General features: G+C 67.6%; 15 protein-coding genes. 2 read left to right on the forward strand and 13 right to left on the reverse strand.

All coding sequences use genetic code 11. From position 1 onward, the window contains the following. Positions 1-418: 418 nt before the first annotated feature. Entirely contained in the window at positions 419-628 is a 210-nt protein-coding gene (locus CVA01_RS10090; RefSeq protein WP_141330488.1) for a hypothetical protein, read from the forward strand. Between the two features lie 46 nt (positions 629-674). Here CVA01_RS10090 and CVA01_RS10095 read toward each other — a convergent pair whose 3' ends face one another. From CVA01_RS10095 to CVA01_RS10115, 5 genes are all read right to left on the reverse strand, one after another. Next, complete coding sequence (locus tag CVA01_RS10095) at positions 675-1,862, reverse strand: uroporphyrinogen-III synthase (RefSeq protein ID WP_141330490.1); 1,188 nt, start codon at positions 1,860-1,862, stop codon at positions 675-677. After that, the gene (gene cobA / locus CVA01_RS10100) at positions 1,859-3,163 is read right to left on the reverse strand and encodes a uroporphyrinogen-III C-methyltransferase (protein WP_141330492.1); all 1,305 of its coding nucleotides are present in this window, start codon (positions 3,161-3,163) and stop codon (positions 1,859-1,861) included. Before cobA ends, CVA01_RS10095 begins: the two co-directional genes overlap by 4 nt. Positions 3,164-3,314: 151 nt before the next feature. Next, on the reverse strand, positions 3,315-3,689 hold the full coding sequence (gene nirD / locus CVA01_RS10105) for a nitrite reductase small subunit NirD (RefSeq protein WP_014010865.1): 375 nt from the start codon (positions 3,687-3,689) through the stop codon (positions 3,315-3,317). A gap of 11 nt (positions 3,690-3,700) precedes the next feature. Next, on the reverse strand, positions 3,701-6,289 hold the full coding sequence (nirB, locus tag CVA01_RS10110; protein ID WP_141330494.1) for a nitrite reductase large subunit NirB: 2,589 nt from the start codon (positions 6,287-6,289) through the stop codon (positions 3,701-3,703). 497 nt (positions 6,290-6,786) lie between these two features. Then, positions 6,787-10,779: a bifunctional nitrate reductase/sulfite reductase flavoprotein subunit alpha gene (locus CVA01_RS10115; RefSeq protein ID WP_141330496.1), complete on the reverse strand. Its 3,993-nt coding sequence runs from the start codon at positions 10,777-10,779 to the stop codon at positions 6,787-6,789. 246 nt (positions 10,780-11,025) lie between these two features. On the opposite strand from CVA01_RS10115, the gene CVA01_RS10120 reads away from it, so the two are divergent. Beyond that, positions 11,026-12,405, forward strand: a complete 1,380-nt coding sequence (locus tag CVA01_RS10120) for an MFS transporter (protein ID WP_244938251.1) — start codon at positions 11,026-11,028, stop codon at positions 12,403-12,405. Positions 12,406-12,555: 150 nt separating this feature from the next. Here the strand turns inward: CVA01_RS10120 and CVA01_RS10125 are convergent, their stop codons facing one another. The 8 genes from CVA01_RS10125 to CVA01_RS10160 form a co-directional block, all read right to left on the reverse strand. After that, the gene (locus CVA01_RS10125) at positions 12,556-12,837 is read right to left on the reverse strand and encodes a hypothetical protein (protein ID WP_041630165.1); all 282 of its coding nucleotides are present in this window, start codon (positions 12,835-12,837) and stop codon (positions 12,556-12,558) included. 75 nt (positions 12,838-12,912) lie between these two features. After that, positions 12,913-13,611, reverse strand: a complete 699-nt coding sequence (locus CVA01_RS10130) for a hypothetical protein (protein ID WP_141330499.1) — start codon at positions 13,609-13,611, stop codon at positions 12,913-12,915. 56 nt (positions 13,612-13,667) lie between these two features. Continuing rightward, positions 13,668-14,243 (reverse strand): hypothetical protein, encoded by a 576-nt coding sequence (locus tag CVA01_RS10135; protein WP_014010859.1) that lies wholly within the window; start codon positions 14,241-14,243, stop codon positions 13,668-13,670. 38 nt (positions 14,244-14,281) lie between these two features. Next, a complete protein-coding gene (gene moaA, locus CVA01_RS10140) occupies positions 14,282-15,415 on the reverse strand; it encodes a GTP 3',8-cyclase MoaA (RefSeq protein WP_141330501.1) in 1,134 nt (377 codons plus the stop codon). A 201-nt stretch (positions 15,416-15,616) separates the two neighbouring features. After that, positions 15,617-16,396, reverse strand: a complete 780-nt coding sequence (gene narI, locus CVA01_RS10145) for a respiratory nitrate reductase subunit gamma (protein WP_141330503.1) — start codon at positions 16,394-16,396, stop codon at positions 15,617-15,619. Then, on the reverse strand, positions 16,393-17,034 hold the full coding sequence (narJ, locus tag CVA01_RS10150; RefSeq protein ID WP_141330600.1) for a nitrate reductase molybdenum cofactor assembly chaperone: 642 nt from the start codon (positions 17,032-17,034) through the stop codon (positions 16,393-16,395). The genes narI and narJ overlap by 4 nt, the downstream gene beginning before the upstream one ends. Positions 17,035-17,114: 80 nt before the next feature. Further along, on the reverse strand, positions 17,115-18,767 hold the full coding sequence (narH, locus tag CVA01_RS10155; RefSeq protein ID WP_141330505.1) for a nitrate reductase subunit beta: 1,653 nt from the start codon (positions 18,765-18,767) through the stop codon (positions 17,115-17,117). Then, positions 18,767-22,507: a nitrate reductase subunit alpha gene (locus tag CVA01_RS10160; protein ID WP_141330507.1), complete on the reverse strand. Its 3,741-nt coding sequence runs from the start codon at positions 22,505-22,507 to the stop codon at positions 18,767-18,769. Before CVA01_RS10160 ends, narH begins: the two co-directional genes overlap by 1 nt. Positions 22,508-22,578: the final 71 nt, after the last annotated feature.

Here is a 22,578-nt window from a genome sequence, read left to right on the forward strand (position 1 = left end):
CAGATGAGAGGGGGTGGTTGTCATGGGGGACCCGCCATCCGGCGGCACTCCGGACGATCAGCCCGGTCACGATAAGCAAAACCTCGCCGACCAGGTCCTTAAGTGGATTGCTGTGGCGAGCGGGGTCACAACGCTCGTGACCGACATCCCCGGGTGGTTCAGGTAGAAGCCTGAGCCGGAGAGGCCAGACTAGTTGTGTTCGGGCAACCCTGGTGGTGTTACCAGCACTACCGGGGTTGTTTTATGTCGAGCGACGGGCGGATCACTCCGGGAGCCACTGAACAGGGACAATCGCAGCAACCGGACAGGACAGGCGCGAGGGGTCACCGCCCACTGATGGTCGGGAAAGGCCGGATGACGCCTCGTGGCCCTGTTAACCTCGGATTCACGATTCTGACTCACAAAAGGAGAACCGACTATGATCGAGCTGTACAACGCCTTCATCGATGTCGTCGTCCCGGCCCGGCTGAACCTCGTCAATGTCGAGCTCGACATCTTCGATGTCGCAGGCTCCGGTGGTGCCACCACCATGTTCCAGGACTACGTGAACAACACCGGCGGAAACACCTCGTTCTTCCACGAACGCCGCGCCGACATCGGCGTGGCGCTTGAGCAGTTCCACCTCTGAGTCACCTGACTGACCTCAGGGGAACGCTGGACTCCGGACGTACCCCTCATGCCCCACGGGAGTGCAGGGCGGCAAGGTCGGCGTCATCCAGGGCCAGGCGGTAGCCACGCTTGTAGACCGTTTGGATCAGGTCCGGGGTCTCCAGCGCACTGCGCACCCGGGCGACCGCGACCTCCACGGCGCGTTCCGTGGTCTGCCCGTCGGCCCAACCCTCCGGCCGGCCACCGACCACACCAGAGGACAGTTCCTCGGCGATCTCTGACCGGGACAGCACCCGTCCCGGCCGGGCGGCCAGGATCCGCAGGACGTCCGACCCGGTGCGTCCCAACGCATGGAAGGTGCCGTCGAGAAGCGCACCACCGGTGCGGATGTGCAGCGGGCCGAAGGACGTGGCCGTCGCCGTGTCCGGGCCGGCCAGCTGGTTCACCGTCTCACGGACCAGTGCACCCAGCCGGTAGCGCTCCGGGACAACCACGTCGAAGCCGCGGGTCCGCAGGGGAGCGGCGGCGATCGGACCCACCGCGCCGAACATGGTCCGCTCACCGGCGAGCTGACGGATCGCCGGCAGCGTCCCGATCCGCTCCGCGGTCTTCAGCCAGGCGCGGGCCCCCGGTGCAGAGGTGAACAGCACGGCGTCCACTGCGCCACCGGCGACCATGCCGGTCGTTCGTGCGACGAGATCGGGGTCCGGCGGTGGACCCCAGCGGTAGATCACCAGGCCACGGACCTCGGCACCGGCGTCCTGCAGGATCTGCTCCATCAACGGATCACCCTCGCCGTGGTGCTGGATGACGACCTTGGCGTCCCGCACGCCCTCGGCCAGCAGGAACTCCGTGATCTCGGCGGAGGTCTCGGTCTCCGCGACCCAGTCGATGTCCAGGCCGACACCCTGGACCGCGCCGCGGGCCTTCGGGCCACGCACCAGGATCTGGGCGGCTTCAAGCGCGGCGAGGAGCTCCTCCTGGGAGCCGTCCTGCTCGGTGGCGTCCATCCAGCCGCGGAACCCCACACCCGTGGTGACGATGACGATGTCCGGCGGGTCGGCGATGATCCGGTGGGTGGCGTCCAGCAGCTCGGCGTCGTCGAAATGCGAGGTGATGGTCAGCGACGGGGCGACGGTGGTCTCCGCGCCGTGACGCTCCAGGGCGGTGGAGAACTCGCCCGAGCGGCGGTCCACCGGGAGCAGGATATTGCAGCCGTCGAGGGCGTGGGAAAGCTGACGCGCGCCGGTCATACCGCCACCTCTTCGACAGTGGCGACAGTGGTGACGGTGGCGAACTGCTCGACGAGTGCGGCATCCAGCAGCCCCTCGCGAGCGTTCTCGCCGATGACGATCACCGCCGGATTCCGTACCCGCTCAGCCTCGGCGACCTCACCGATGGTGCCGAGGGTTCCGCGGACACAGCGCTGGTCAGCACGGTGGGCGCGCTCCACCACAGCCACCGGACGCTCCGGGGTGACCCCGGCGTCCAGAGCTGCAGCGGCGAAGGACGGCAGCATCGAGGTGCCCATGAGGACGACCACGGTGGTGGCGTCGTCATGGAGTGCCTCGAGCGTCGCGGGGCCGGGAAGTCGGTGACCATTCACAATATGCACAGTATCCGCTGTACCGCGGTGTGTCAGGGGTACCCCTGCCGATTGTGGCGCAGCGATCACAGAGGACACCCCGGGCACCACCTCCACCGGCACACCGGCGGCCCGGCAGGCCAGGACCTCCTCACCACCACGCCCGAAGACGAAACAGTCACCGCCCTTGAGACGGGCGACCGTCAGACCCCGCTGCGCCCGGTCGACGAGGATCCGGTTGATCTCCTCCTGCGGCACCGGATGACGCCCCGGCGCCTTGCCGACATCGATGATCTCAACCCGGTCACTGACCCAGCCCGGGAAACCCGTCGGACCGAGCCGGTCGTGCACGATCACATCAGCAGACTGCAGGACGCGCCGGGCACGCACCGTCATGAGGTCACGGGGTCCCGGGCCACCGCCGAGCAGGACCACGCGTCCTGCCGGAGGACGCACCGGGGCGGTCGGCAGTGCACTGGTGTCCAGCATCTCCTGGAGCCGGTCACGGACCTTCACCACACGACGAGGGTCCGGGGTGCCGGTGGAGACCACACCTAGCGTGACCCCGTCAACTGAATCCTCGGTGGCCTGGGCGGCCAGCCGGGCGGAACCGTCGGGGGCGTGGCCGGCGTCCACACACCAGATGCGCAGTCGGTCAGCCGCGGCGGCGACCTCGGCGTCGACCACATCGACACCGGTGGCGGTGTGGATCAGCCAGGCACCGTCGAGGTCGGACTCGCGGTAGCGACGCGGGATCCAGGTCACCGCTGGGACGCGGCCGGAACTGTCGGTCTCCTCGGCGAGGCTGTCGAGCAGTCCGACCATGGTGTCCGAGAGTCGCGGGGCCACGATGCGCAGTACCGCGCCGGCGTCCCGCAGTCTCGCCGCGCGGCGGGCGGTGACATCACCGCCGCCGACGAGAACGACAAGGCGGTCGCGGACATCGAGTCCGGTCATCAGAGCAGTCATGGTGTTCCTCCGGGGTCATCGGGTGGATCGTCATCTATGAAGGTAGAAACACCGGATTTCCGGTCACTGTCCCCTCGGCTACAGCGCGGGGTCATTTTCCACACACCCGAAACGCGGGGCGTGTGAGATTCTCGAACAGGGGCTGCGGGATTCAGCAGCGCACGAGGATCCGGCCCCCGGACGTCTCCACCGGGTAGACCGCGAGGCGGTGGTCGGCGTCCTCCAGGGAATGCCCGTCGGACAGACTGAAACGCTGCTTGAGCAGCGGGGACGCCACGGTCGGCTCGCCGTCGACCTCGCCGACGATGCCGCGGGAGATGACCGCGGCACCGGAATACGGGTCGATGTTGGAGACCGCGAAGACGGTCGAGTCGGGCATGCGTCCGGCGCGGTCCGGCTCGCCGGTGGGGACGCGGAACAGGGCGATCTGGGTGCCGTCGGGCAGCAGGACGCCGGCGCCGAGGTTCTCCTCGAGTTCCTCGGCACGACAGACGGTGAAGGTACGGGTGGCGGTGGTGACGGTCATGGGGTGCCTCCTCAGGCAGCGGTGGTCGGGGTGGGGGATGCGGTACGGATGCCGGGCAGCGGCAGCGGGACCTTACGGCCGTCCTGCTGCCCGAACCGGATGGTCGGGTCGGGGGAATCGGGGGCGTTGACGAAGGAGACGAAGCGACGCAGCTTCTCCGGGTCCTCGAGGACGGCGGCCCATTCGTCGGTGTAGTCCTCGACGTGGCGGGCCATGAACTCCTCCAGGTCCGCGGCGATGCCGAGGGAATCCTCGCAGACCACCTCGCGGATGTGGTCGAGCCCGCCCTCGGTCGCCTCCACCCACGCCGCGGTGCGCTGCAGGCGGTCGGCGGTGCGGACGTAGAAGCCGAGGAAGCGGTCGATGTAGCTGATCAGCGTCTCCTCGTCGAGGTCCGCGGCGAGCAGTTCGGCATGACGCGGCGTCGCGCCACCGTTACCGGCGACATAGAGGTTCCAGCCGTGTTCCGTGGCGATGACGCCGATGTCCTTGCCGCGGGCCTCCGCGCACTCGCGGGCGCAGCCGGAGACACCCATCTTGAGCTTGTGCGGACTGCGCAGGCCGCGGTAGCGCAGCTCCAGGTCCACGGCCAGACGGACCGAATCCTGCTGGCCGTAGCGGCACCAGTCGGTACCCACGCAGCTCTTCACCGCGCGCAGTGACTTGCCGTAGGCCTGGCCGGACTCCATGCCGGCGTCCACCAGCCTGCGCCAGATGTCCGGGAGCTGGTCGACGCGGGCGCCGAACATGTCGATGCGCTGGGCGCCGGTGACCTTGACGTAGAGGTCGAAGTCGCGGGCGATCTCACCGACGACGATGAGCTGCTCCGGGGTGACCTGGCCACCGGGCATCCGCGGGACGACCGAGTAGGAGCCGTTGCGCTGGATATTGGCGAGGAAGCGGTCGTTCGAGTCCTGCAGGGCGGCGTGGCCGTCGTCGAGGACGTGGTGGGAGGTGTCGAGGGTGGCGAAGATGGACGCCATCGTCGGCTTGCAGATCTCGCAGCCGTGGCCGGTGCCGAAGCGGCGGATGAACCGGGGGAAGTCGCGGATCCGGGTGGCGGCCGCGCACTGGAAGAGCTCCTCGCGGGACTGCCGGAAGTGGGCGCACAGAGACTTGTCCTGTTCCACGCCCTCGGCGTCCAGCAACTGACCGAGCAGACCGACACAGGACCCGCAGCTCGTGCCCGCCTTGGTGCAGGTCTTCAGGTCGGCGACCGAGCACGCGCCGTCGGTGATCGCCTCGCGGATGTCCCCCTTGGTCACGGCGTTGCAGGAGCAGATCTGGGCGGCGTCCGGCAGGGCACTGACGCCGACTGCCGGGGCGTCCCCGCCGGCAGGGGTGAGGAAGGACATCGGGTTCGGCAGCTCCTCACCGACCATCGGGCGCAGCATCGCGTACGCCTGGGCGTCACCGACGAGGACGCCACCGAGAAGTGTCGAGCCGGTCCGGTCCATCACGAGCTTGCCGTAGGTGCCGTTGACCGGGTCATTGACGGTCAGCGGACGCGCGCCCTCGGTGGTGGCGTGGGCGTCACCGAAGCTGGCGACATCGACTCCGAGCAGCTTGAGCTTCGTGGACATGTCCGGGTTCTCGAAGGCGGTGGCGGTGCGCCCCGTGATCCGGTCGGCGACGATTTCCGCGGTGGTGTAGCCGGGGGCGACGAGGCCGTAGCAGACCCCGTCGACCGCGGCGCACTCGCCGACGGCGCTGATGTGCGGGTCTGTCGTCTGGCACAGACGGTCGGTGAGGATGCCGCCGCGTGGTGCCTTGGGCAGCGGTTCCGGGGTGGCGTTGTCCGCGAGAGCGTCGATCGGGCGGACGCCGGTGGCGAAGACGACGACATCGACGGTCAGCTCGGCGATGGTCGGGTCGGTCGGGGCGGGCTGGCCGGGAGCGGGGACGGGGGAGGAGAGGGTGAGCGTGAGGTTGTCCCGCTCCGCTGATTCGGCGATGTGCTCGGTGCCGGTGTCGACGTGGATCTCCACTCCGAGTTCGTTGATCTTCTCCGCCAGCAGGACGCCACCGTCAGCGTCCACCTGGATGGGCATCAGACGAGGGGAACGTTCGATGATGTGGGGCTTCGCGCCGAGCAGCTTGAGCGCGTTGGCGGCTTCCAGGCCGAGCAGGCCACCGCCGATGACGGCACCGACAGGTTCGCGGCCGGTGGACCGGGCGTCCTCGATGATGCGTCGGATGTCGTCGAGGTCGTCGAGGGTGCGGTAGACCGTGCAGCCGGGCAGGTCGTGGCCGGGGATCGGCGGGACCCACGCGTAGGAGCCGGTGGCGAGGACGAGGTGGTCGTAGGAGACGATGTCACCGTTGTCGCATCCGACGGTGCGGGCGTCCCGGTCGATGCCGGTGGCCTGTGCGTGCACGATGTCAACGTGCTCCGGCAGATCCGACATCTCGAGCAGGGAACGGTCCCAGGAGGAGACGTAACTGGAGAGGGCGACGCGGTCGTAGGCGTGGCACTTTTCGCCGGAGATCACGGTGATGCGGGCATTCGGGTCGCGGTCGAGGAGCTCGGTGGCGGTACGGTGGCCGACCATGCCGAAGCCGACGATGACGGTGTGGGGTGCTGCAGTCGTTGTGGTCATGACATGAACGTTAAGTCTCTCTTGGCGACATCGACACTGGTGAGCGCACTGTTTTACGGTCGGTTCACGGTGGGGTCGTGGGTGGGGGAACTCGGACACCTCGCTGAAACACGGCGTCCCTGGAGGAAATATGGCGTGCTGCGGTGCACTCTGGCCTTGTCTCCGGGCCTCCGTTCCCTGCTCTGTCGTTCGCTGGGCCTCCAGTCCCGTGCAGCATGTCTGCGTCAGGCACGAATCCGGGATTCCGTGCCACGAAAGTCATGAATTGTGCCTGCCGCAGACATGAAGCCCACTGGGTGGGTGAATGATCCGGTATCACTGTGTCCCGCGTGAAGCTGCCAGTACGCAGGTGCGGCCCGTGAAGCTGCCAGTACGCAGGTGCGGAATTCAGGTACCTGATTTCCGTCTCTGCGTACTGGTAGCGACAGTGAAGCCACGTCGGTTCTGGTAGCTGCGGCAGTAGGGCGGTGGGCCCTTGCAACCCGGAGCAGCACGCGTCAGTACACGTCACGCACGTAGCGCTTCTCCGCCGAGAGCTGCGCGATGAATTCACCGGCCGCCGTCTCGTCCATGGCGCCCTGTTCGGCGACGATCTGCCGCAGCGTCCGGTCGACATCGGTGGCCATCCGGGCGGCGTCCCCGCAGACGTAGAGGTGTGCGCCGCGCCCGATCCACTCCCACAGCTCCCCGGCATGACGCCGCATCCGGTCCTGCACGTACACCCGCTCGGAGGTGTCGCGGGAGAAGGCTGTCGATAGGCGGGTCAGCGTCCCGTCGTTGCGCAGGCCGTTGAGTTCCTCGCGGTAGAGGAAGTCGGTGGCCTCGTGCCGCTCGCCGTAGAACAGCCAGTTCTCGCCGGTCGCGCCCGCGTGGCGTCGGTCCTGGAGGAATCCGCGGAACGGGGCGATGCCGGTGCCCGGGCCGATCATGATCATCGGGGCGTCGGCCTGCTCGGGCGGTCCGAAGCTCCGGTTCGGGGAGATGAACAGCCTCACCTCGTCACCGGACGCCAGATCGGCGAGCCACCCGGAGCTCACACCGCGGCGCCGGTGGCCTTCGGTGCTCGTGAAGTCGACGGTCGAGACGGTGATCTCCACCCGCCCCGGATCACTCAGCGGCGACGACGAGATCGAGTACAGCCGCGGACGCAGCGGTGACAGTACCTCCAACCATGACTCGGCCGGCACCGTCACCGGGTAGGACGCCAGGACGTCGCACAACTGCCGGCCGTGGGCGTACTCCCGCAGGGCCGCGGGATCGTCGGTGAGGGACCCGAGACCCGACCCGGGGTGCTGGGCATGGATGAGCCGCAGCACCGCCGGGGTGATCGCGGTGATGTCGAGCTCCCCTGTGAGGGTGTTGATGAGGTCGTCGGTGGCGGAGGAGTTGAGGCCGGTACGGGCGAGGAACTCCTCGACGACGGCAGACCGGTTGCGGGGCCAGATGCCCAGGGCATCGCCGGCGGAGTAGGTGAGGGTGTCGGCTGGCAGCTCGAAGGCGTAGCGGCGGACCTCCCGGCCGGTGGAGACCGGGTCGCCGCTGGTCAGACGGGTGGATTCGAGCAGGCGGGTGGGCAGCGGGTTCTTGCGGGACCAGGTGGGGGACGCGGGAGTCGGGGTGGCGGGTGCAACGTCCCCGTCAGCCAGTTCCTCAGCGACCGCGGCGAGCCAGGCGGACGCGGCGTCTTCGAAATCGGGTTCGCAGGAGCCCCGCGGGGCGAGCAGCTGTGCACCGAGGCCGGTGAGTCGCTCCTCGAGTCGCCGGGCAAAGCCGCAGAAGTCGGCGTAGGAGGAGTCGCCGAAACCGAGCACCGCGCAGCGCAGATCGTCCAGCTCAGACTGCTGCGAGAGGGAGTCCCACAGGGCAGTGGCGTTGTCCGGTGCCTCGCCGTCGCCGGTGGACGCCACGACGAAGAGCACCGTGCCGGTGAGCTCGGCCGGGGTGACGCTGTCCGCGCAGCGCTCCTGCGCCGGAATGCCGGACGCCGTGAGCGCGGCCACCAGGTCGGGGACGTACTCCTCGACGGTGCCGGTCTGGGAGGCCCAGACCACGGTCACGGGCGATTGGCCGGGGTGCTGCTCAGGGGCAGAAGCAGGCGACACCGCCAGCGGCACCCGGGCGAAGAGTCCGGAGAAGACGCCGTCGACCCATGCCCGGTGCGGCTCGGTCAGCGGCGCATGGGCAGGGACCGTGGGCACAGCATCCGTCGGCGGGGCGAGGGTGAGGGCGTGGACCATGCCGTCGAGCCAGGCGCGTTCGGCCACCGTCCAGTCAGCGGTCGGGGCGGCGGCGAGAACGGTGGGCAGGTCGGGCATGTCGGGCAGGTCCTGCCGGTCGGGCACAGCATTCTCCTCGGGGACGGCGGCGGGCACGGGCACGGCAGTCAGCGCCACCGCACAGGCCTTGAACTCGGGCTGCAGGGACTCAGGGTCCACGGCGTCACTGGTCACCTCGTTGACCGGGGTGTCCGCGAAATGCATGGGGATGAAGCAGGTGCCGGGCACGATGTCTTCACTGACCAGCGCCGGAGCGGTCACGGCACCACGCCGCGACCGAACCTCGACCGGATCACCGTCCGCCACGCCGAGGCCCGCGGCGTCCACCGGATGGATCTGCACGAAACTCGACGGATTCAGCTTCATCAGCTTGTTCACCCGCCCGGTCTTCGTCATCGTGTGCCACTGGTGCGGCAGCCGACCGGTGGTCAACACCAGCGGAAACTCGTCGTCCGGCGTCTCAGCCGGCGGCAACCACGGTCGGGCGTGGAACCGCGCGCGCCGGGTCGGGGTGGGGAAGGCGAGCCGCGGCACCTCACCCGACCCGGTGACGAACAGGTCCTGACTGACCCCGTCATTGAGGTAGCGCACCGGATTGCGCTCACCCGCGCCGGGAGCGGCCGGCCACTGCACCGGACCCTGGCGCAGCCGCTCATGGTCGACTCCCCGCAGGTCCCAGCCCGTCCTCGGATTGTGGAACCGGCGGATCTCGTCGAAGACCTCGGAAGCGGTGGCGAAGTCGAACCCGGAGAAGCCCATGGCACGGGCGACCCGGCAGATCAGTTCCCAGTCCGGCAGGGCGTCACCCGGGGAGTCCAGCAGGGGAGAGGTGAGCGTGAGGTTGCGCTCGGAGTTCACCATCACCCCGTCTGTTTCGGACCACAGTGCGGCGGGCAGCACGATGTCGGCATGCTCCGCGGTGGCGGTGCCGGCGTAGGCGTCCTGCACGACGACGCACTCCGCGGCGTCCAGCGCCTGGGCGACCGCGGTCCCGTTCGCCATGGAGGACGCCGGGTTCGAGCAGATCACCCACAGTGCCCTGACCCCGGAGACCTCGGATTCCTTGAGCGCGCGGAAGAGATCCACGGTCCCGGAGCCGCACCTTTCGTGCAACGTCCCGGCGGGCAGGTCCCAGATTTCTTCGACCTCGGCACGCTGGTCGGCGTCCAGCACGGTGCGCTGGCCGGGCAGGCCCGGGCCCATGTAACCCATCTCGCGTCCACCCATCGCATTCGGCTGGCCGGTGAGCGAGAACGGCCCCGCACCGGTGCGGCAGATCGCGCCGGTCGCCAGGTGCAGGTTGCACAGTGCGGTGGTGTGCCAGGTGCCGTGGACCGACTGGTTCAGCCCCATCGTCCACAGGCTGACGAACTTCTGCGTCCCACCGATCCACTCCGCGGCAGTCCGCAGGTCCGCCGCGCCCACCCCGGTGATCTCCGCGACGGTCTCGACCGGGTAGTCGGCCAGATGGTCGGCCATGACCTCCCACCCCTCGGTGAATTCGGTGATGAAGTCCCCGTCGGTGTCGCCGTTGTCGATGATCAGCCGCAGCAGCCCGTTGAGCAGCGCCATGTCCGTGCCCGGCCGCACCGGCAGATGCAGGTCCGCCTTCTTCGCCGTCGCCGTGCGCCGCGGGTCGACGACAATGAGCTTCGCCCCCTGCTTCACCCGGTCCATCATCCGGAGGAAGAGGATCGGGTGGCAGTCGGCCATGTTCGCCCCGGCGACGAGGAAGACATCGGCGTGGTCGAGATCGTCATAGGACCCGGGCGGGCCGTCCGCACCGAGCGACTGCTTGTAACCCGTCGCGGCGGACGCCATGCACAGTCGCGAATTCGACTCGATGAGGTTCGTGCGGAAATGACCCTTGGCCAGCTTGTTCGCCAGGTACTGCGCCTCGGTCGACATCTGCCCGGAAACGTACAGTGCCACGGCGTCGTCGCCGTGTTCCTCGCGCAGCGCGGTGAAGCGGGCGGCGACCCCGGCCACCGCGGCGTCCACCGGGGTCTCCTCGCCGTCGACGAGGGCCGCGGTCTGGCGTCCTCCCGAGGAGAGCAGGTCGGCGGTCGTCGTGCCCTTGGTGCACAGGCGGCCACGGTTGGCCGGGTGGGCGGCGGTGCCTTTCGAGGTGAGGACGCCACGGTCGTCACGTGTGAGGGTGAGCCCGCAGCCGACGCCGCAGTACCCGCAGACGGTGTCCACAGTCGTTGTCATGGTGAGGGACGCTAAGCCCGCTGTATTGCCGGTTCGTCTGGTGCGCGTTACGCGGTCGCAAACAGGAACTCACGGCGTCCTCCCTGTTCTTGTGAGGACGCCACACCCCGTCACCTGCGCTGATGTGTGCCCGCCGACACCTGGGGCCGGTCGCGTGAAGTTCCTGTTTCAGAGTTTCCCCGGGTGGTCGGGACTGCCTATATCTGGACGGGTCCCTACTTGACCGAGACCGTGAGGAGCCTCTCCGTGACCGTCACCGCCCCCGTCCACAGCCCGCCCGAACCCCGCCTCGAGATGAAGGAAGGACGCTGGATCACCAACTGGACCCCCGAGGATCCGGCGTTCTGGAACGGCCCCGGGCGTGCGACCGCCCGACAGAATCTCATCTGGTCCGTCTTCTGTGAGTTCCTCGGCTTCGCGGTGTGGCAGATGTGGTCGGTGACCGTCATCATGCTGCCGCAGGCCGGCATCGACATCACCAGCTCGCAGCAGTTCTGGCTGGTCTCCCTGCCGCCGCTCGTCGGCGCGACGATGCGCATCCCCTACAGCTTCACCGTCCCCGTCTTCGGTGGACGCAACTGGACGGTGATTTCGGCGCTGCTGCTGCTCATCCCCACCGTCGCGACGACGCTCGTACTCTTCGCCGACAACCCGCCGGTGTGGGTACTGTTCGTCATCGCGGCGACGGCCGGACTCGGCGGCGGCAACTTCGCCAGCTCCATGTCCAACATCACCTTCTTCTACCCGAAGGCCGAGAAGGGGGCTGCGTTGGGCGTGAACGCCGCCGGCGGCAACCTCGGTGTGGCCGTCGCCCAGCTGGTCATTCCGGTTGTTGTCTCGGTCTTCGCCTTCGGTGCCTTCGACCCGGCGCTGCCGATGGCCGGCCTGATCTGGATCCCGTTGATCCTGCTGGCTGCGTGGGGTGCGCGCCGTTACATGCACAACCTCACCTCGGCGCGTAACGACATCCGCGGCTCCCTCTCGGCGCTGCGCGAGAAGCACCTGTGGATCATCGCCTTCCTCTATGTCGGCGCCTTCGGGTCGTTCATGGGCTTCGGTTCGGTGTTCCCGACGCTGATCAAGACCCAGTTCCCCGACTTCTCCTCCTTCACTGTCCTGGGGGCGACGCTGACCCTGGCCTTCCTCGGCCCGCTGGTGGGTTCGCTGGCGCGTCCCTACGGAGGACGCCTCGCCGACCGTGTCGGAGGAGCGCGGGTGAGCATCGCGGTCTTCGTGTGCATGGCCGTGGTGACCGGGGTACTCGTGGTGCTGCTCGACAGCATCAGCTTCCTCGGTTACCTGCTGCTGTTCCTGCTGCTGTTCACCCTGACCGGGCTGGCGAACGGCTCTGTGTACCGGATGATCCCGACGGTGTTCGAGCTGTCCGTGGCGTCCGATGATCCGGTGGGACATGAGCGCAAGAGTGCCGCGGCCCTGGGCTACATCGGTGCGGTCGGCGGCTTCGGCGGCTTCGCGATTCCGCAGGTGCTGAACCTGTCGAAGAACACCACCGGCGCCTTCGACACGGCGTTCTGGATCTTCGCGGGGGCGTATCTGCTGATGGCCGGCGTGACCTGGGCGGTGTACCGGCGGCCCGGCACCCGCTTCGCCGCCGCGAATGTGTGAGTGAGGGTGTCCCCTCTGCTCCGCCCTGCCGTGCAGCATGTCTGCGTCAGGCACGAATCCGGGATTCTCTGCCACAAAAGTAGCGATCTGTGCCTGCCGCAGTCTTGAAGCCCCTTCCTGCAGTCACACTGAGTGGGGAGGAATGCAGAACTACCGGGTCATGAGGATCTCCGCGGCGCCGGCGAGCTCCGTGCTCACGGCAGAGAGGTCCTCGGGGGAGGCGGTGTCCAGCAGGGTGACGATGGTCTGGTGCGCCTTCTCGCGGTGCGCCCGGTCATCGTCGTCCCACTCACCCGAGAGGTGTGCGGAGATGAGGTGCGCGTCGTCGTCGAGTACCAGGGCGGCGTCCGTCGTCGTGGCGGCAGCGGTCGTCGTCGCGTCGATGTAGTCCGACACGATGCCGCGCAGCGACGGCGGGAGAGGGGCTGGCATGGAAGACGATGTCATGCGTTCCAGTGTTACCACGGCCGATGGGAACTGCAACCGGGAACGCACATACCCGACCTCTCACACCCCGAGATCCGGCCGGTAGTGACGCATCCACGCACCGACGGTCCCGGCCCGCCAGTTCTGTTCGAACTCGCCCGGGAAGATGAGCGCCCGGTCAGAGGGCACGGCGTCCCCGCGGGGAAGCCCACAGTGGTGCGGACCGGAGTGACGGGCATGGACCGCCAACTGGTGGCGGACGGCCGTCGGCTGTTTCTGGAGCGTCGCCGACCCCACGATCCCCTCCGCGATGACTTTCTGGGCGGCATTGAGTGCAGTATTGGTCCCCAGACCAGCAGCGTTACCGGTCGTCGTTCTCGAGGTCTGGATCGCCGAGTTCATCGTGACGAACCCCTGGACGCCCGACCACGGCATCCAGGTGGCGACGGTGCCGTCGGTCCTGTGCAGTCCCTGCGGACTGAGCCACAGCCGCTGCCGCGTCCCGTAGGTGACGGTGAGACGCTTCTTCATGGAGAAGGACATCGCGGTGACGACCAGGGCACCGACCACCACACCGCAGGAGTAGCTGACCACCGGGCCGGGATCGTGGAAGGCCATGGCGACGACGAACGTCCCGACCAGTCCGAAGAAGAGGAAGGACACGATGAACATGGGGATGAACCGCTTCAACGTCTCCCCGACGTCGATGATGCAGGGCAGTTCCACCGTGCCGGAGAAGTCCGGTTGTACTGGGGCGCTGCCCCAGGGCTGTGAGGTCATCCGCAGATCGTCATACACCGCAGGACGCGAAACTACCCCGCCGAAACAATACCGGGCTAGACGTCGAGGTCAGGCCGGTAATGACGCAGCCAGGAGCCGATCTCGCCCTGCCGCCAGGACTTCTCGAAGTCACCAGGGAACAGGGCGCCGTCCTTGTCGTGCACCGGCCTGCCGCTCCGGAACGTCTCCGGCGCCTCCGTCATCTCGGAGTACCGCTCCACCAGTTTCGGGTCACCCTTCGCGTTGAGCGTGAGCATGGCGTCCCCCACGATGCCCACCCGGTTCGCACCCTTCGGGGTGGTGATGACGCGCACATCGCCCCAGCGCATCAGGGTGGTCAGCGTGCCGTCGGTCGCGCGGATCCCGTCCGGGCTGAGGACCATGCGCTGGTTCCCGCGGTCCGAGGCGTTCTTCAGGTTGCCGAAGAACATGCGGCACAGGATGACGCCGAGCACCGCACCGAGGATGCAGCCCAACCACAGTGCGTTGACCAGGTAGGTCGTCACGACGGCGGTGGCGACGAACGCGGCGACGAAGGTGATGATGATGAGCGGGAGGGCGCGACGCGTCCGGTCGGCGGAGCTGACGACGCTGCGCAGTTCGACCGGGGCGGTGAAATCTGGGGTAGTCACCGCTACAGCCTACCGGGGCGGAAGTTGAACCGCGGAAACTAACCCCCGATGGCGCTCATCGTGCGCTCGGGCTGCACGTACTCCGGGTCATTGAGCGTCACCTCGTCGGAGCCGTAGGCCCTCGGCTTGAGCATCATGGCCCCGGCCCACACATCGCAGATCTCCTCGTCGGACGCGCCGGAACGCATCACCGAGAGCAGGTCCGTCTCCTCGTTGGAGAACAGGCAGCTGCGCACCTTGCCGTCGGCGGTGATGCGGGTCCGCGAACACGCCGCGCAGAAGGACTCGGTCACCGAGGCGATCACCCCGACCTTGCCGAGTGCCGGAGAGGACGCGGACGCCCCCTTCGGCCGCACCTCCCACAACTGTGCCGGGGCGGACCCGCGGGGTACCGGGTCAGGGGAGAGGTCGAAACGTTCGGAGAGCCGGGCACGGACCTCCGCGCCGGAGACCAGGTTCTCCTTGGCCCAGGTGTGGTCGGCGTCCAGCGGCATCTGTTCGATGAAGCGCAGCTGGTAGCCGCGGGTGACGCACCACTCCAGCAGGTCGGCGGCACCGGTGTCGTTGATACCGCGCATGAGCACCGCGTTGACCTTCACCGGCTCCAGACCGGCGGCCTTCGCCGCCTCCAGGCCCTTGATGACCTGGGGGAGGCGGTCGCGTCGGGTGAGCTCCTTGAACGCCTCGCGGTCGACGGTGTCCAGGGAGACATTGACGCGGGTCAGGCCGGCGTCCACCAGGTCGTCGATGCGCTTGTCCAGGCCGATGCCGTTGGTGGTGATGGAGATCGGGATCTCCGGGTGGAGGCGCCGGACGCCGGCGATGATGTCCGCCAGGTCGTGGCGGACCAGGGGCTCGCCGCCGGTGAAGCGCACATCGCGCACGCCGAAGATGCGTACCCCCAGGTCGGCGATGCGGACGGCCTCCTCGGCGGTGAGGAGCCTGTCCTTCTGCAGCCAGGCCATGCCCTCGGCGGGCATGCAGTAGGTGCAGCGCAGGTTGCACTTGTCGATCAGTGAGATGCGCAGGTCGTCGGCGACGCGTCCCCAGCGGTCGGCGAGTGCGCGGGTGGGGGCGGGCGAGCCGGGTGCCGACGAGGGATGCCCGGGTATCGCCGACGCGGACGAGGTGCGCGCGGGGCGCACCACAGGGGTCGGCAGGACGGTGGTCATGTTTTCAACCCCTTTCTCGTGGGTTGTGCCGCGGATCGGTATTCGGTATCTCCGGACCCGGTTTCGGCGTCTCCGTCCACAGGTCAACCGGGTAAACGGCTGCCGTGGCCGGGGACGGTTCACTGTAGGCCACTGTAACCCCGGGCCGCGTGAGCGACAACGGGAGCGGCCCGGTGGTGCCGTCTCGGACTCCTTGATCCATCACCTCCGCCGCTGGACCCGCCGGTCGAGTTCGCGCTCGGGTACTTCCAGCTGCTCCCAGGCGACCTCCCGCCGGGGCGCGGCTTTCGTCCGCGCGTCGCGGGACCGGTAGACGATGTACGGCCGACTGACATACCCCACCGGGGCAGAGAACGCGTGGACCAGGCGGGTGAACGGCCACAGCGCGATCAGTGAGAAGCCGCAGACCACATGGACCTTGAACTCCCACGGGACATCGGCCATCAGATCGGGGTTGGCCTGGAAGACCATGATCTGACGGAGCCACGGCGAGATCGTCTCCCGGTAGTCGTAGCCGTGCGGGCCGCCGAACACCTGGGTGGATACGGTGGCGGTGAATCCGGACAGGATCGCCACGCCGAGCAGAAGGTACATCACCTTGTCGGAGCGTGACGTGGCCAGGAACACCGTGCGGTTGACGACGCGGCGGTATATCAGTCCGACCAGCCCCACGATCACTGCGATCCCGGCGATGGTGCCCGGAATGGTGGCGATCAGGTGGTAGGCCGTCTCGGAGACACCCACCGAGGTCGTCCACGATTTCGGGATGGCCAGTCCCATCAGGTGTCCGATGATCACGAACATCATCCCCCAGTGGAACAGGGGGGAGGCGAGGCGCAGGATCCGCGACTCGTAGATCTGGGAGGAGTGGCTGGTCCAGCCGAACTGGTCGGTCCGCCAGCGCCACACCACCCCGATGATGAAGGCTGCGGCGGCGAGCCAGGGGAAGCCGGACCACAGGAAGGTCTCGAAGGGACTCACGGCTGATGCTCCATTCCGGTAGCAGGCAGCGGGGTGCCCAGCCCGACGAGTTCGGACGGGGGACCGCTGCGGACGAGGCGGCGGTAGTTTTCGGCGGTGGCGTCGGACACAGACGGCAGTGCGGAACACACGCAGGTCACCAGCTCCGCATACGGTGAGTCCAGGTCGGACAGTGCTGCGCGGAGCACCTCCAGTCCGTCCCGATGGGAGGCGAGCATCTCGGTCACCGAGTGCCAGCTGTCCCCCGTGGACTGCGCCGCAGATTCGAGCAGGACACACAGGTGGTCCGGCAGCTCCTCCCGGATCAGCGTGAAGCCGAGGTCCTCGATCTGGCGGGAGAACGCCAGAATCGCCGCGCCCCGTTGGCGGGTGTCGCCGACGGCGTAGTAGCTCAGGGACAGCGAGCACCGGCGACGTTGGTCGAAGGTGGCCACATAGTCCTGCTGGAGGGCCGACGGGCCGTCCACAGCCCGGTCGGTGGCGTACTGCAGGAACCGGGACAACCGTTCGCCTGTCTCCACCGGAAGATCACCGAGCGAGTCGCCGACCGCGGCGAGAATATCCGGCATGCGGTCATCGGGGTAGTCCAGGAGCAGCGCAGCGGACATGAACACCACGCGACGCTGGGCGTCGTCCATGGGGACACCGGCGGCGAACTCCTCGGGCAGGGTGCCCTGGAAATTGCGTCGGGTCTTGCGACGCCGGGGGATCACGGACTTCACCGTCCACCTCCCGGAGCAGTGCCGTGGGAGTCAGGGAACATCGCGTCAGGACGCTCTCCCCTCCAGCTCAGCAGCGAGACCTTGCCGTTGTCCCGGGGTGGGCCGTCATTGCTTCCGCCGCACCCGCACCCACTGCCGCAGGCATCGGGTGCGCCGGGTCCGGGTCCGACATCGCCGGCGAACTCATGTGCCACCGACCGGGGGTCGGTGGAGCCGAAGGGGTCGAGTTCGGAGATGCCGCGTGGCGACTCTGGGGAGGCGGTGGGGATCACGTAGCGGTCGTCGTACTTGGCGATCGCAAGCAGGTGGTACATCTCCACGATCTCCTCTTCGGTCATCCCGACTGCGGCGGGGATGGCGGGGTCGGTCTCCTTGCCGAGGTTGACGTCGCGCATGTAACTGCGCATGGCCGCCAGGCGTCGCAGCGACTTCTCCACCGGTCCGGTGTCTCCGGCGGTGAACAGTCCCGCCAGATACTCCAGGGGGATACGCATCCGGGAGACCGCGGTGAGCAGCACCCGGTGGTCCTCGGCATCGCTACCGGTGGCGGTGACCTTGTCGACGATCGGGGACAGTGGCGGGACGTACCAGACCGACGGGAGCGTCCGGTACTCCGGATGCAGGGGGAGGGCGAGGTCGTAGCGGAAGATGAGGTCGTGGATCGGAGACTGCTGTGCCGCGTCGATCCAGGACGCCGGGATGTTCTCCTGGCGTGCCGCCTCGACGACCTGCGGGTCGCGCGGGTCGAGCAGGAGGGAGCGCTGGGCCTCATAGAGGTCCTGCGGGTCGGGGGTGGAGGCGGCCTCGGTCACCCGGTCGGCGTCATACAGCAGCACGCCGAGGTAGCGGAGTCGTCCCACGCAGGTTTCGGAGCACACGGTCGGCTGTCCGACTTCCAGTCGGGGATAACACAGGGTGCACTTCTCGGCTTTGCCGGTGCGGTGGTTGAAATAGACCTTCTTGTAGGGGCAGCCGGACACACACATCCGCCAGCCGCGGCAGCGGTCCTGGTCGACGAGGACGATGCCGTCCTCAGTGCGCTTGTACATGGCGCCGGACGGGCAGGACGCCACGCAACTCGGATTCAGGCAGTGCTCGCAGATACGGGGGAGGTGGAACATGAAACTGTCCTCGATCTCCCGCTGCACGCTCAGCCCCATCTCTTTCAGGACCGGGTCGGAGTCGATGGTGGCGGGGCTGCCGCCGAGGTTGTCGTCCCAGTTCGACGACCATGTCGGACGGTCGATGGGCCGTCCGTCAAGCCGGGAGTAAGGGTGCGCGGTCGGCTGCGTCTTCTGGTCGGCCGGCGTCGAGAGCAGTTTCTCGTAGCCGTAGGACCAGGGTTCGTAGTAGTCCTGGATGCCGGGCATCCGTGGGTTGTGGAAGATCGTCGCCAGCTTGGCCAGGCGTCCGCCGGCCCGCGGGGTCAGCTTGCCGCGACGGTTGAGCTTCCACCCTCCCTGCCAGGTGTCCTGGTCCTCCCAGCCACGGGGGAAACCGACGCCGGGACGGGTCTCGACGTTGTTGAACCACATGTACTCGGTGCCTTCGCGGTTGGTCCACGCCTGTTTGCAGGTCACCGAGCAGGTGTGGCAGCCGATGCACTTGTCCAGGTTCATGACCATCGCGATCTGTGCCATGACACGCATCAGAACTCGACCTCCTGAGAGCGACGCCGGATCGTGGTGACCTCGTCGCGGTTGTTTCCGGTCGGCCCGATGTAGTTGAAGCCGTAGGTCAGGTGGCCGTATCCGCCGGCCACGTGCAGTGGGTTGATCATGATGCGGGTGAGGGAGTTGTGGGTGCCGCCACGACGTCCGGTGTGCTCATTGAGCGGGGTGCCTGCGGTGCGCTCCTGTGCATGGTTCATGATCACCGTGCCGGCGGGGATGCGGTGGGAGACGATCGCCCGGGCGGTGACGATGCCGTTGCGGTTGTGGGCTTCGATCCAGTCGTTGTCGGCCACGCCGATCTTCTCTGCGTCGACCTCGGACATCCAGACGACCTGTCCGCCGCGGGAGATGGAGAGCATGTGCAGGTTGTCGTAGTACTGGGAGTGGATTGACCACTTGTTGTGCGGGGTCAGGTAGCGCACCGTCACCTCAGCTTCACCGTTGGCGCCCGTGACCGTTTCGCCGGGGCCGGTCTCGCCGTGCAGGTGGAGCTGGTCCAACGGAGGCCGGTAGATCGGCAGGGACTCCCCGTAGTCGATGAACCAGTCGTGGTCCAGGTAGTAGTGCATCCGTCCCGACAGGGTGTGCCACGGTTTGTCGTAGGCCAGGTTGATGGAGAACGCGGTGTACCGCTGGTTGTCCTTCGTGATGCCGGTCCACTCCGGGGACGTGATCACCTGGGTGGGACGTTCCTTCACCGCGTCCCAGCCGGTGCGTGTGCCCTCGTGATCCTTGATCAGGTCGGTCATGTCGACGCCGACCCGCCGTCCCTGGTTGCGGAATCCTTCGAGGGCCACGGCACCGTTGGAGACACCCGAGAGATGGAGGACCATCTCCGCAGCCTTCACCGCGGTGGTCAACTGAGGTCGTTCACCGGCCGAGGTGTGGCCGGTGCCGTTGAGCAGAGCGAGCTCCTCCACCTGTGTACTGACGTCGTAGGAGGTGCCGTGGGTTCCCGTGCCGAGTTCGGCGGTCAACGGGCCGAGGTGCATCCACTTCTCGTGGATCTTCGTGTAGTCCCGTTCCACCGGTATGAGCTTGGCCATGGACTCGCCGGGCACCAGTGGAGCGTCCTGGTCCGGCACCACGCCACCGGGCATGCTCAGCTCGTCGGGTGAATCGTGGCCGAGCGGTGCGGTGACGACATCGGTCTGCGTGCCCAGCCACTTCTCCGCGAGTGTCGACAGCCGCGCCGACAGATCGCGGAAGAGCTCGAAGTCGGTACGGCTCTCCCACGGCGGATTGATCGCCGCGTTGAAGGAGTGGATGAACGGGTGCATGTCCGTCGTGGACAGGTCGTTCTTCTCGTACCAGGTCGCGGCGGGGAACACCAGGTCGGAGACCAGGGTGGTGGACGTGTTGCGGAAGTCCGCCGTCATCATCAGGTCGAGTTTGCCCTCCCCGGTACCGGGTGCCGTGTCGCGCCAGGTGATCGACTGTGGACGCTGTCCGGCGGGGAGTTCGTCGGCACTGGCGTCGGAGTCGACGCCGAGCAGGTGGCGCAGGAAGAACTCGGTGCCCTTCGCCGAGGATCCCATGAGGTTCGTCCGCCAGTTCAGCAGGATCCGGGGGAAGTTGTCGGGGTTGTCGGGGTCTTCGGCGGCGAAACGCATGCGTCCGGACTCCAGCTCCCCGGTGATGTAGTCCTTGAGGTCCTTGCCAGCCTCCGCGGCCTGGTCGGCCAGCAGCAGCGGATTGCGGTCGAACTGGGGGAAGGCGGGCATCCAGCCGCGCTTCATGGACTCCACCAGTGTGTCGGACGTCAGCTTGTCGCCGACGGTGCCGCGACTTGCCAGGGGGGACGCCAGCCGCGAGGCCCGGGTGTTGTCGTAGCGCCACTGGTCGGTGGCCAGGTAGTAGAAGCCGGTGGAGATCATCTGGCGCGGCGGGCGGGACCAGTCCAGCCCGAAGGCGTACTGGGACCAGCCGTTCATCGGCCGCAGTTTCTCCTGACCCACGTAGTGGGCCCAGCCTCCGCCGTTGACGCCCTGGGTGCCGCACATGGATGTCAGTGCGAGGAAGGTGCGGTAGATGGAGTCGGCGTGGAAGTAGTGGTTCACTCCGGCACCCATGATGATCTGACTGCGTCCCCCGGACTCGACCGCGTTGCGCGCGAACTCACGGCCGATACGTACGGCGGCGTGGACAGGAACCCCGGTGAGCTCCTCCTGCCAGGCCGGGGTGCCCACAATGCGGGCGTCATGGAAGTCCTCCGGCCAGTCACCGGGCAGGTCCAGCTCGGGACGGGGGACGGCGTAGTGGGCGAGCATGAGGTCGAAGACGGTGGTGACGGTGCGTCTGTTCACGGTGCGGACAGGCACGCCGCGGTGGACGATGCCGGCGCCGATCGGCCCCGTACCGGTGGCGTCGGAAGCCTCCGCGTCCAGATCGAAGCGGGGGAAGAGGACCTCGGCGGTGGACACCGGGGTGCCGTCGGTGATGTCGGCGATGCTCATCACGGGGTCGGCGTGGTCGAGACGGAGGTTCCAGCGTCCCTCGCCTTCGGCACCGTAGCGGTCGGCGACAGTGCCGCCGGGGTCGACGACGCTGCCGTCCGGCTGCATCACCACCAGGCGGTGGGTGGCGTTCTCCGTGGAAGCGAGAGCATCGTCACCGCTGTCGGCGGCGGTGAGGAACTTGCCGGGTGTGCAGGTGCCGTCCCCGTGGTCGTCGAGTTCGACGAGGAACGGCGAATCGGTGTATTTGCGCATGTAGTCGAGGAAGTACGGGGTGCGCTCACCGACGTGGAACTCGCTGAGGATCACGTGCCCCATGGCGAAGGCCAGTGCGCCGTCGGTGCCGGGGGAGATACGGAGCCACTCGTCGGCGAATTTGGTGTTGTCGGCGTAGTCGGGTGAGACGACCACGACCTTGGTTCCACGGTACCGGGCCTCGACCATGAAGTGACTGTCCGGGGTTCGGGTCACCGGGATGTTCGAGCCCCACATCATCAGGTAGCTGGAGTTGTACCAGTCCCCGGACTCGGGCACATCGGTCTGGTCACCGAAGGTCTGGGGGGAGGCGGGCGGCAGATCGGCGTACCAGTCGTAGAAGGACAGGGCGACGCCGCCGATGAGTTCCAGGAACCGGGTACCGGCACCGTAGGAGATCTGGGACATCGCCGGAATCACGGTGAACCCGTGGATGCGGTCGGGACCGTAGCGACGGATGGTGTAGACGTGTGCGGCAGCGGCGATCTCCACGGCCTCCTCGTACGGTACCCGGATCAGACCGCCTTTGCCGCGTTGGCTGACGTAGGCCCTGCGCTTCACCGGGTCTTCCACGATCTCGCGCCAGGCGAGCACCGGATCGTCGTGGCGTGCACGGGCCTCCCGGTACATCTCGACCAGGACGGCACGGGCGTAGGGGAAGCGGATTCTGGTCGGCGAGTACGTGTACCAGGAGAAGGAGGCACCGCGCGGACAGCCACGGGGCTCGTATTCGGGCATGTCGGGGCCGGTGGTGGGGTAGTCCACGGCCTGGGATTCCCAGGTGATCACCCCGTCCTTGACGTAGACTTTCCAGGAACACGATCCGGTGCAGTTGACTCCGTGGGTGGATCGGACGACTTTGTCGAAGGACCATCGGTCGCGGTAGAAACTGTCGGCTTCACGGCCTCCCTGGAGGAACAGCTGCCGTCCGGAGTGGTCGGTTGTTCCGTGACGCACGTAGGAGCCCATGGAAAACAGTGGGCCGGGGGTGTCGGAAACAGTCATGATATGCACCTCGTCGTATATGTTTCCTCGCGGTGGTCATCCGCAAGGAGAGTGTGATTCGCATACACTGC

This window comes from Corynebacterium variabile (assembly GCF_006539825.1).
Classification (GTDB): domain Bacteria; phylum Actinomycetota; class Actinomycetes; order Mycobacteriales; family Mycobacteriaceae; genus Corynebacterium; species Corynebacterium variabile.

Excerpts from the sequence above, each read along its gene's own strand:
- CVA01_RS10095 (WP_141330490.1), bottom strand. The coding sequence starts at position 1,862 with ATGACCGGCGCGCGTCAGCTTTCCCACGCCCTCGACGGCTGCAATATC.
- nirD (WP_014010865.1), bottom strand. The coding sequence starts at position 3,689 with ATGACCGTCACCACCGCCACCCGTACCTTCACCGTCTGTCGTGCCGAG.
- nirB (WP_141330494.1), bottom strand. The coding sequence starts at position 6,289 with ATGACCACAACGACTGCAGCACCCCACACCGTCATCGTCGGCTTCGGC.
- narJ (WP_141330600.1), bottom strand. The coding sequence starts at position 17,034 with ATGGACGACGCCCAGCGTCGCGTGGTGTTCATGTCCGCTGCGCTGCTC.
- CVA01_RS10160 (WP_141330507.1), bottom strand. The coding sequence starts at position 22,507 with ATGACTGTTTCCGACACCCCCGGCCCACTGTTTTCCATGGGCTCCTAC.
- CVA01_RS10130 (WP_141330499.1), bottom strand. The coding sequence starts at position 13,611 with ATGACCTCACAGCCCTGGGGCAGCGCCCCAGTACAACCGGACTTCTCC.
- CVA01_RS10125 (WP_041630165.1), bottom strand. The coding sequence starts at position 12,837 with ATGCCAGCCCCTCTCCCGCCGTCGCTGCGCGGCATCGTGTCGGACTAC.
- moaA (WP_141330501.1), bottom strand. The coding sequence starts at position 15,415 with ATGACCACCGTCCTGCCGACCCCTGTGGTGCGCCCCGCGCGCACCTCG.
- CVA01_RS10115 (WP_141330496.1), bottom strand. The coding sequence starts at position 10,779 with ATGACAACGACTGTGGACACCGTCTGCGGGTACTGCGGCGTCGGCTGC.
- CVA01_RS10090 (WP_141330488.1), top strand. The coding sequence starts at position 419 with ATGATCGAGCTGTACAACGCCTTCATCGATGTCGTCGTCCCGGCCCGG.
- narH (WP_141330505.1), bottom strand. The coding sequence starts at position 18,767 with ATGCGTGTCATGGCACAGATCGCGATGGTCATGAACCTGGACAAGTGC.
- cobA (WP_141330492.1), bottom strand. The coding sequence starts at position 3,163 with ATGACTGCTCTGATGACCGGACTCGATGTCCGCGACCGCCTTGTCGTT.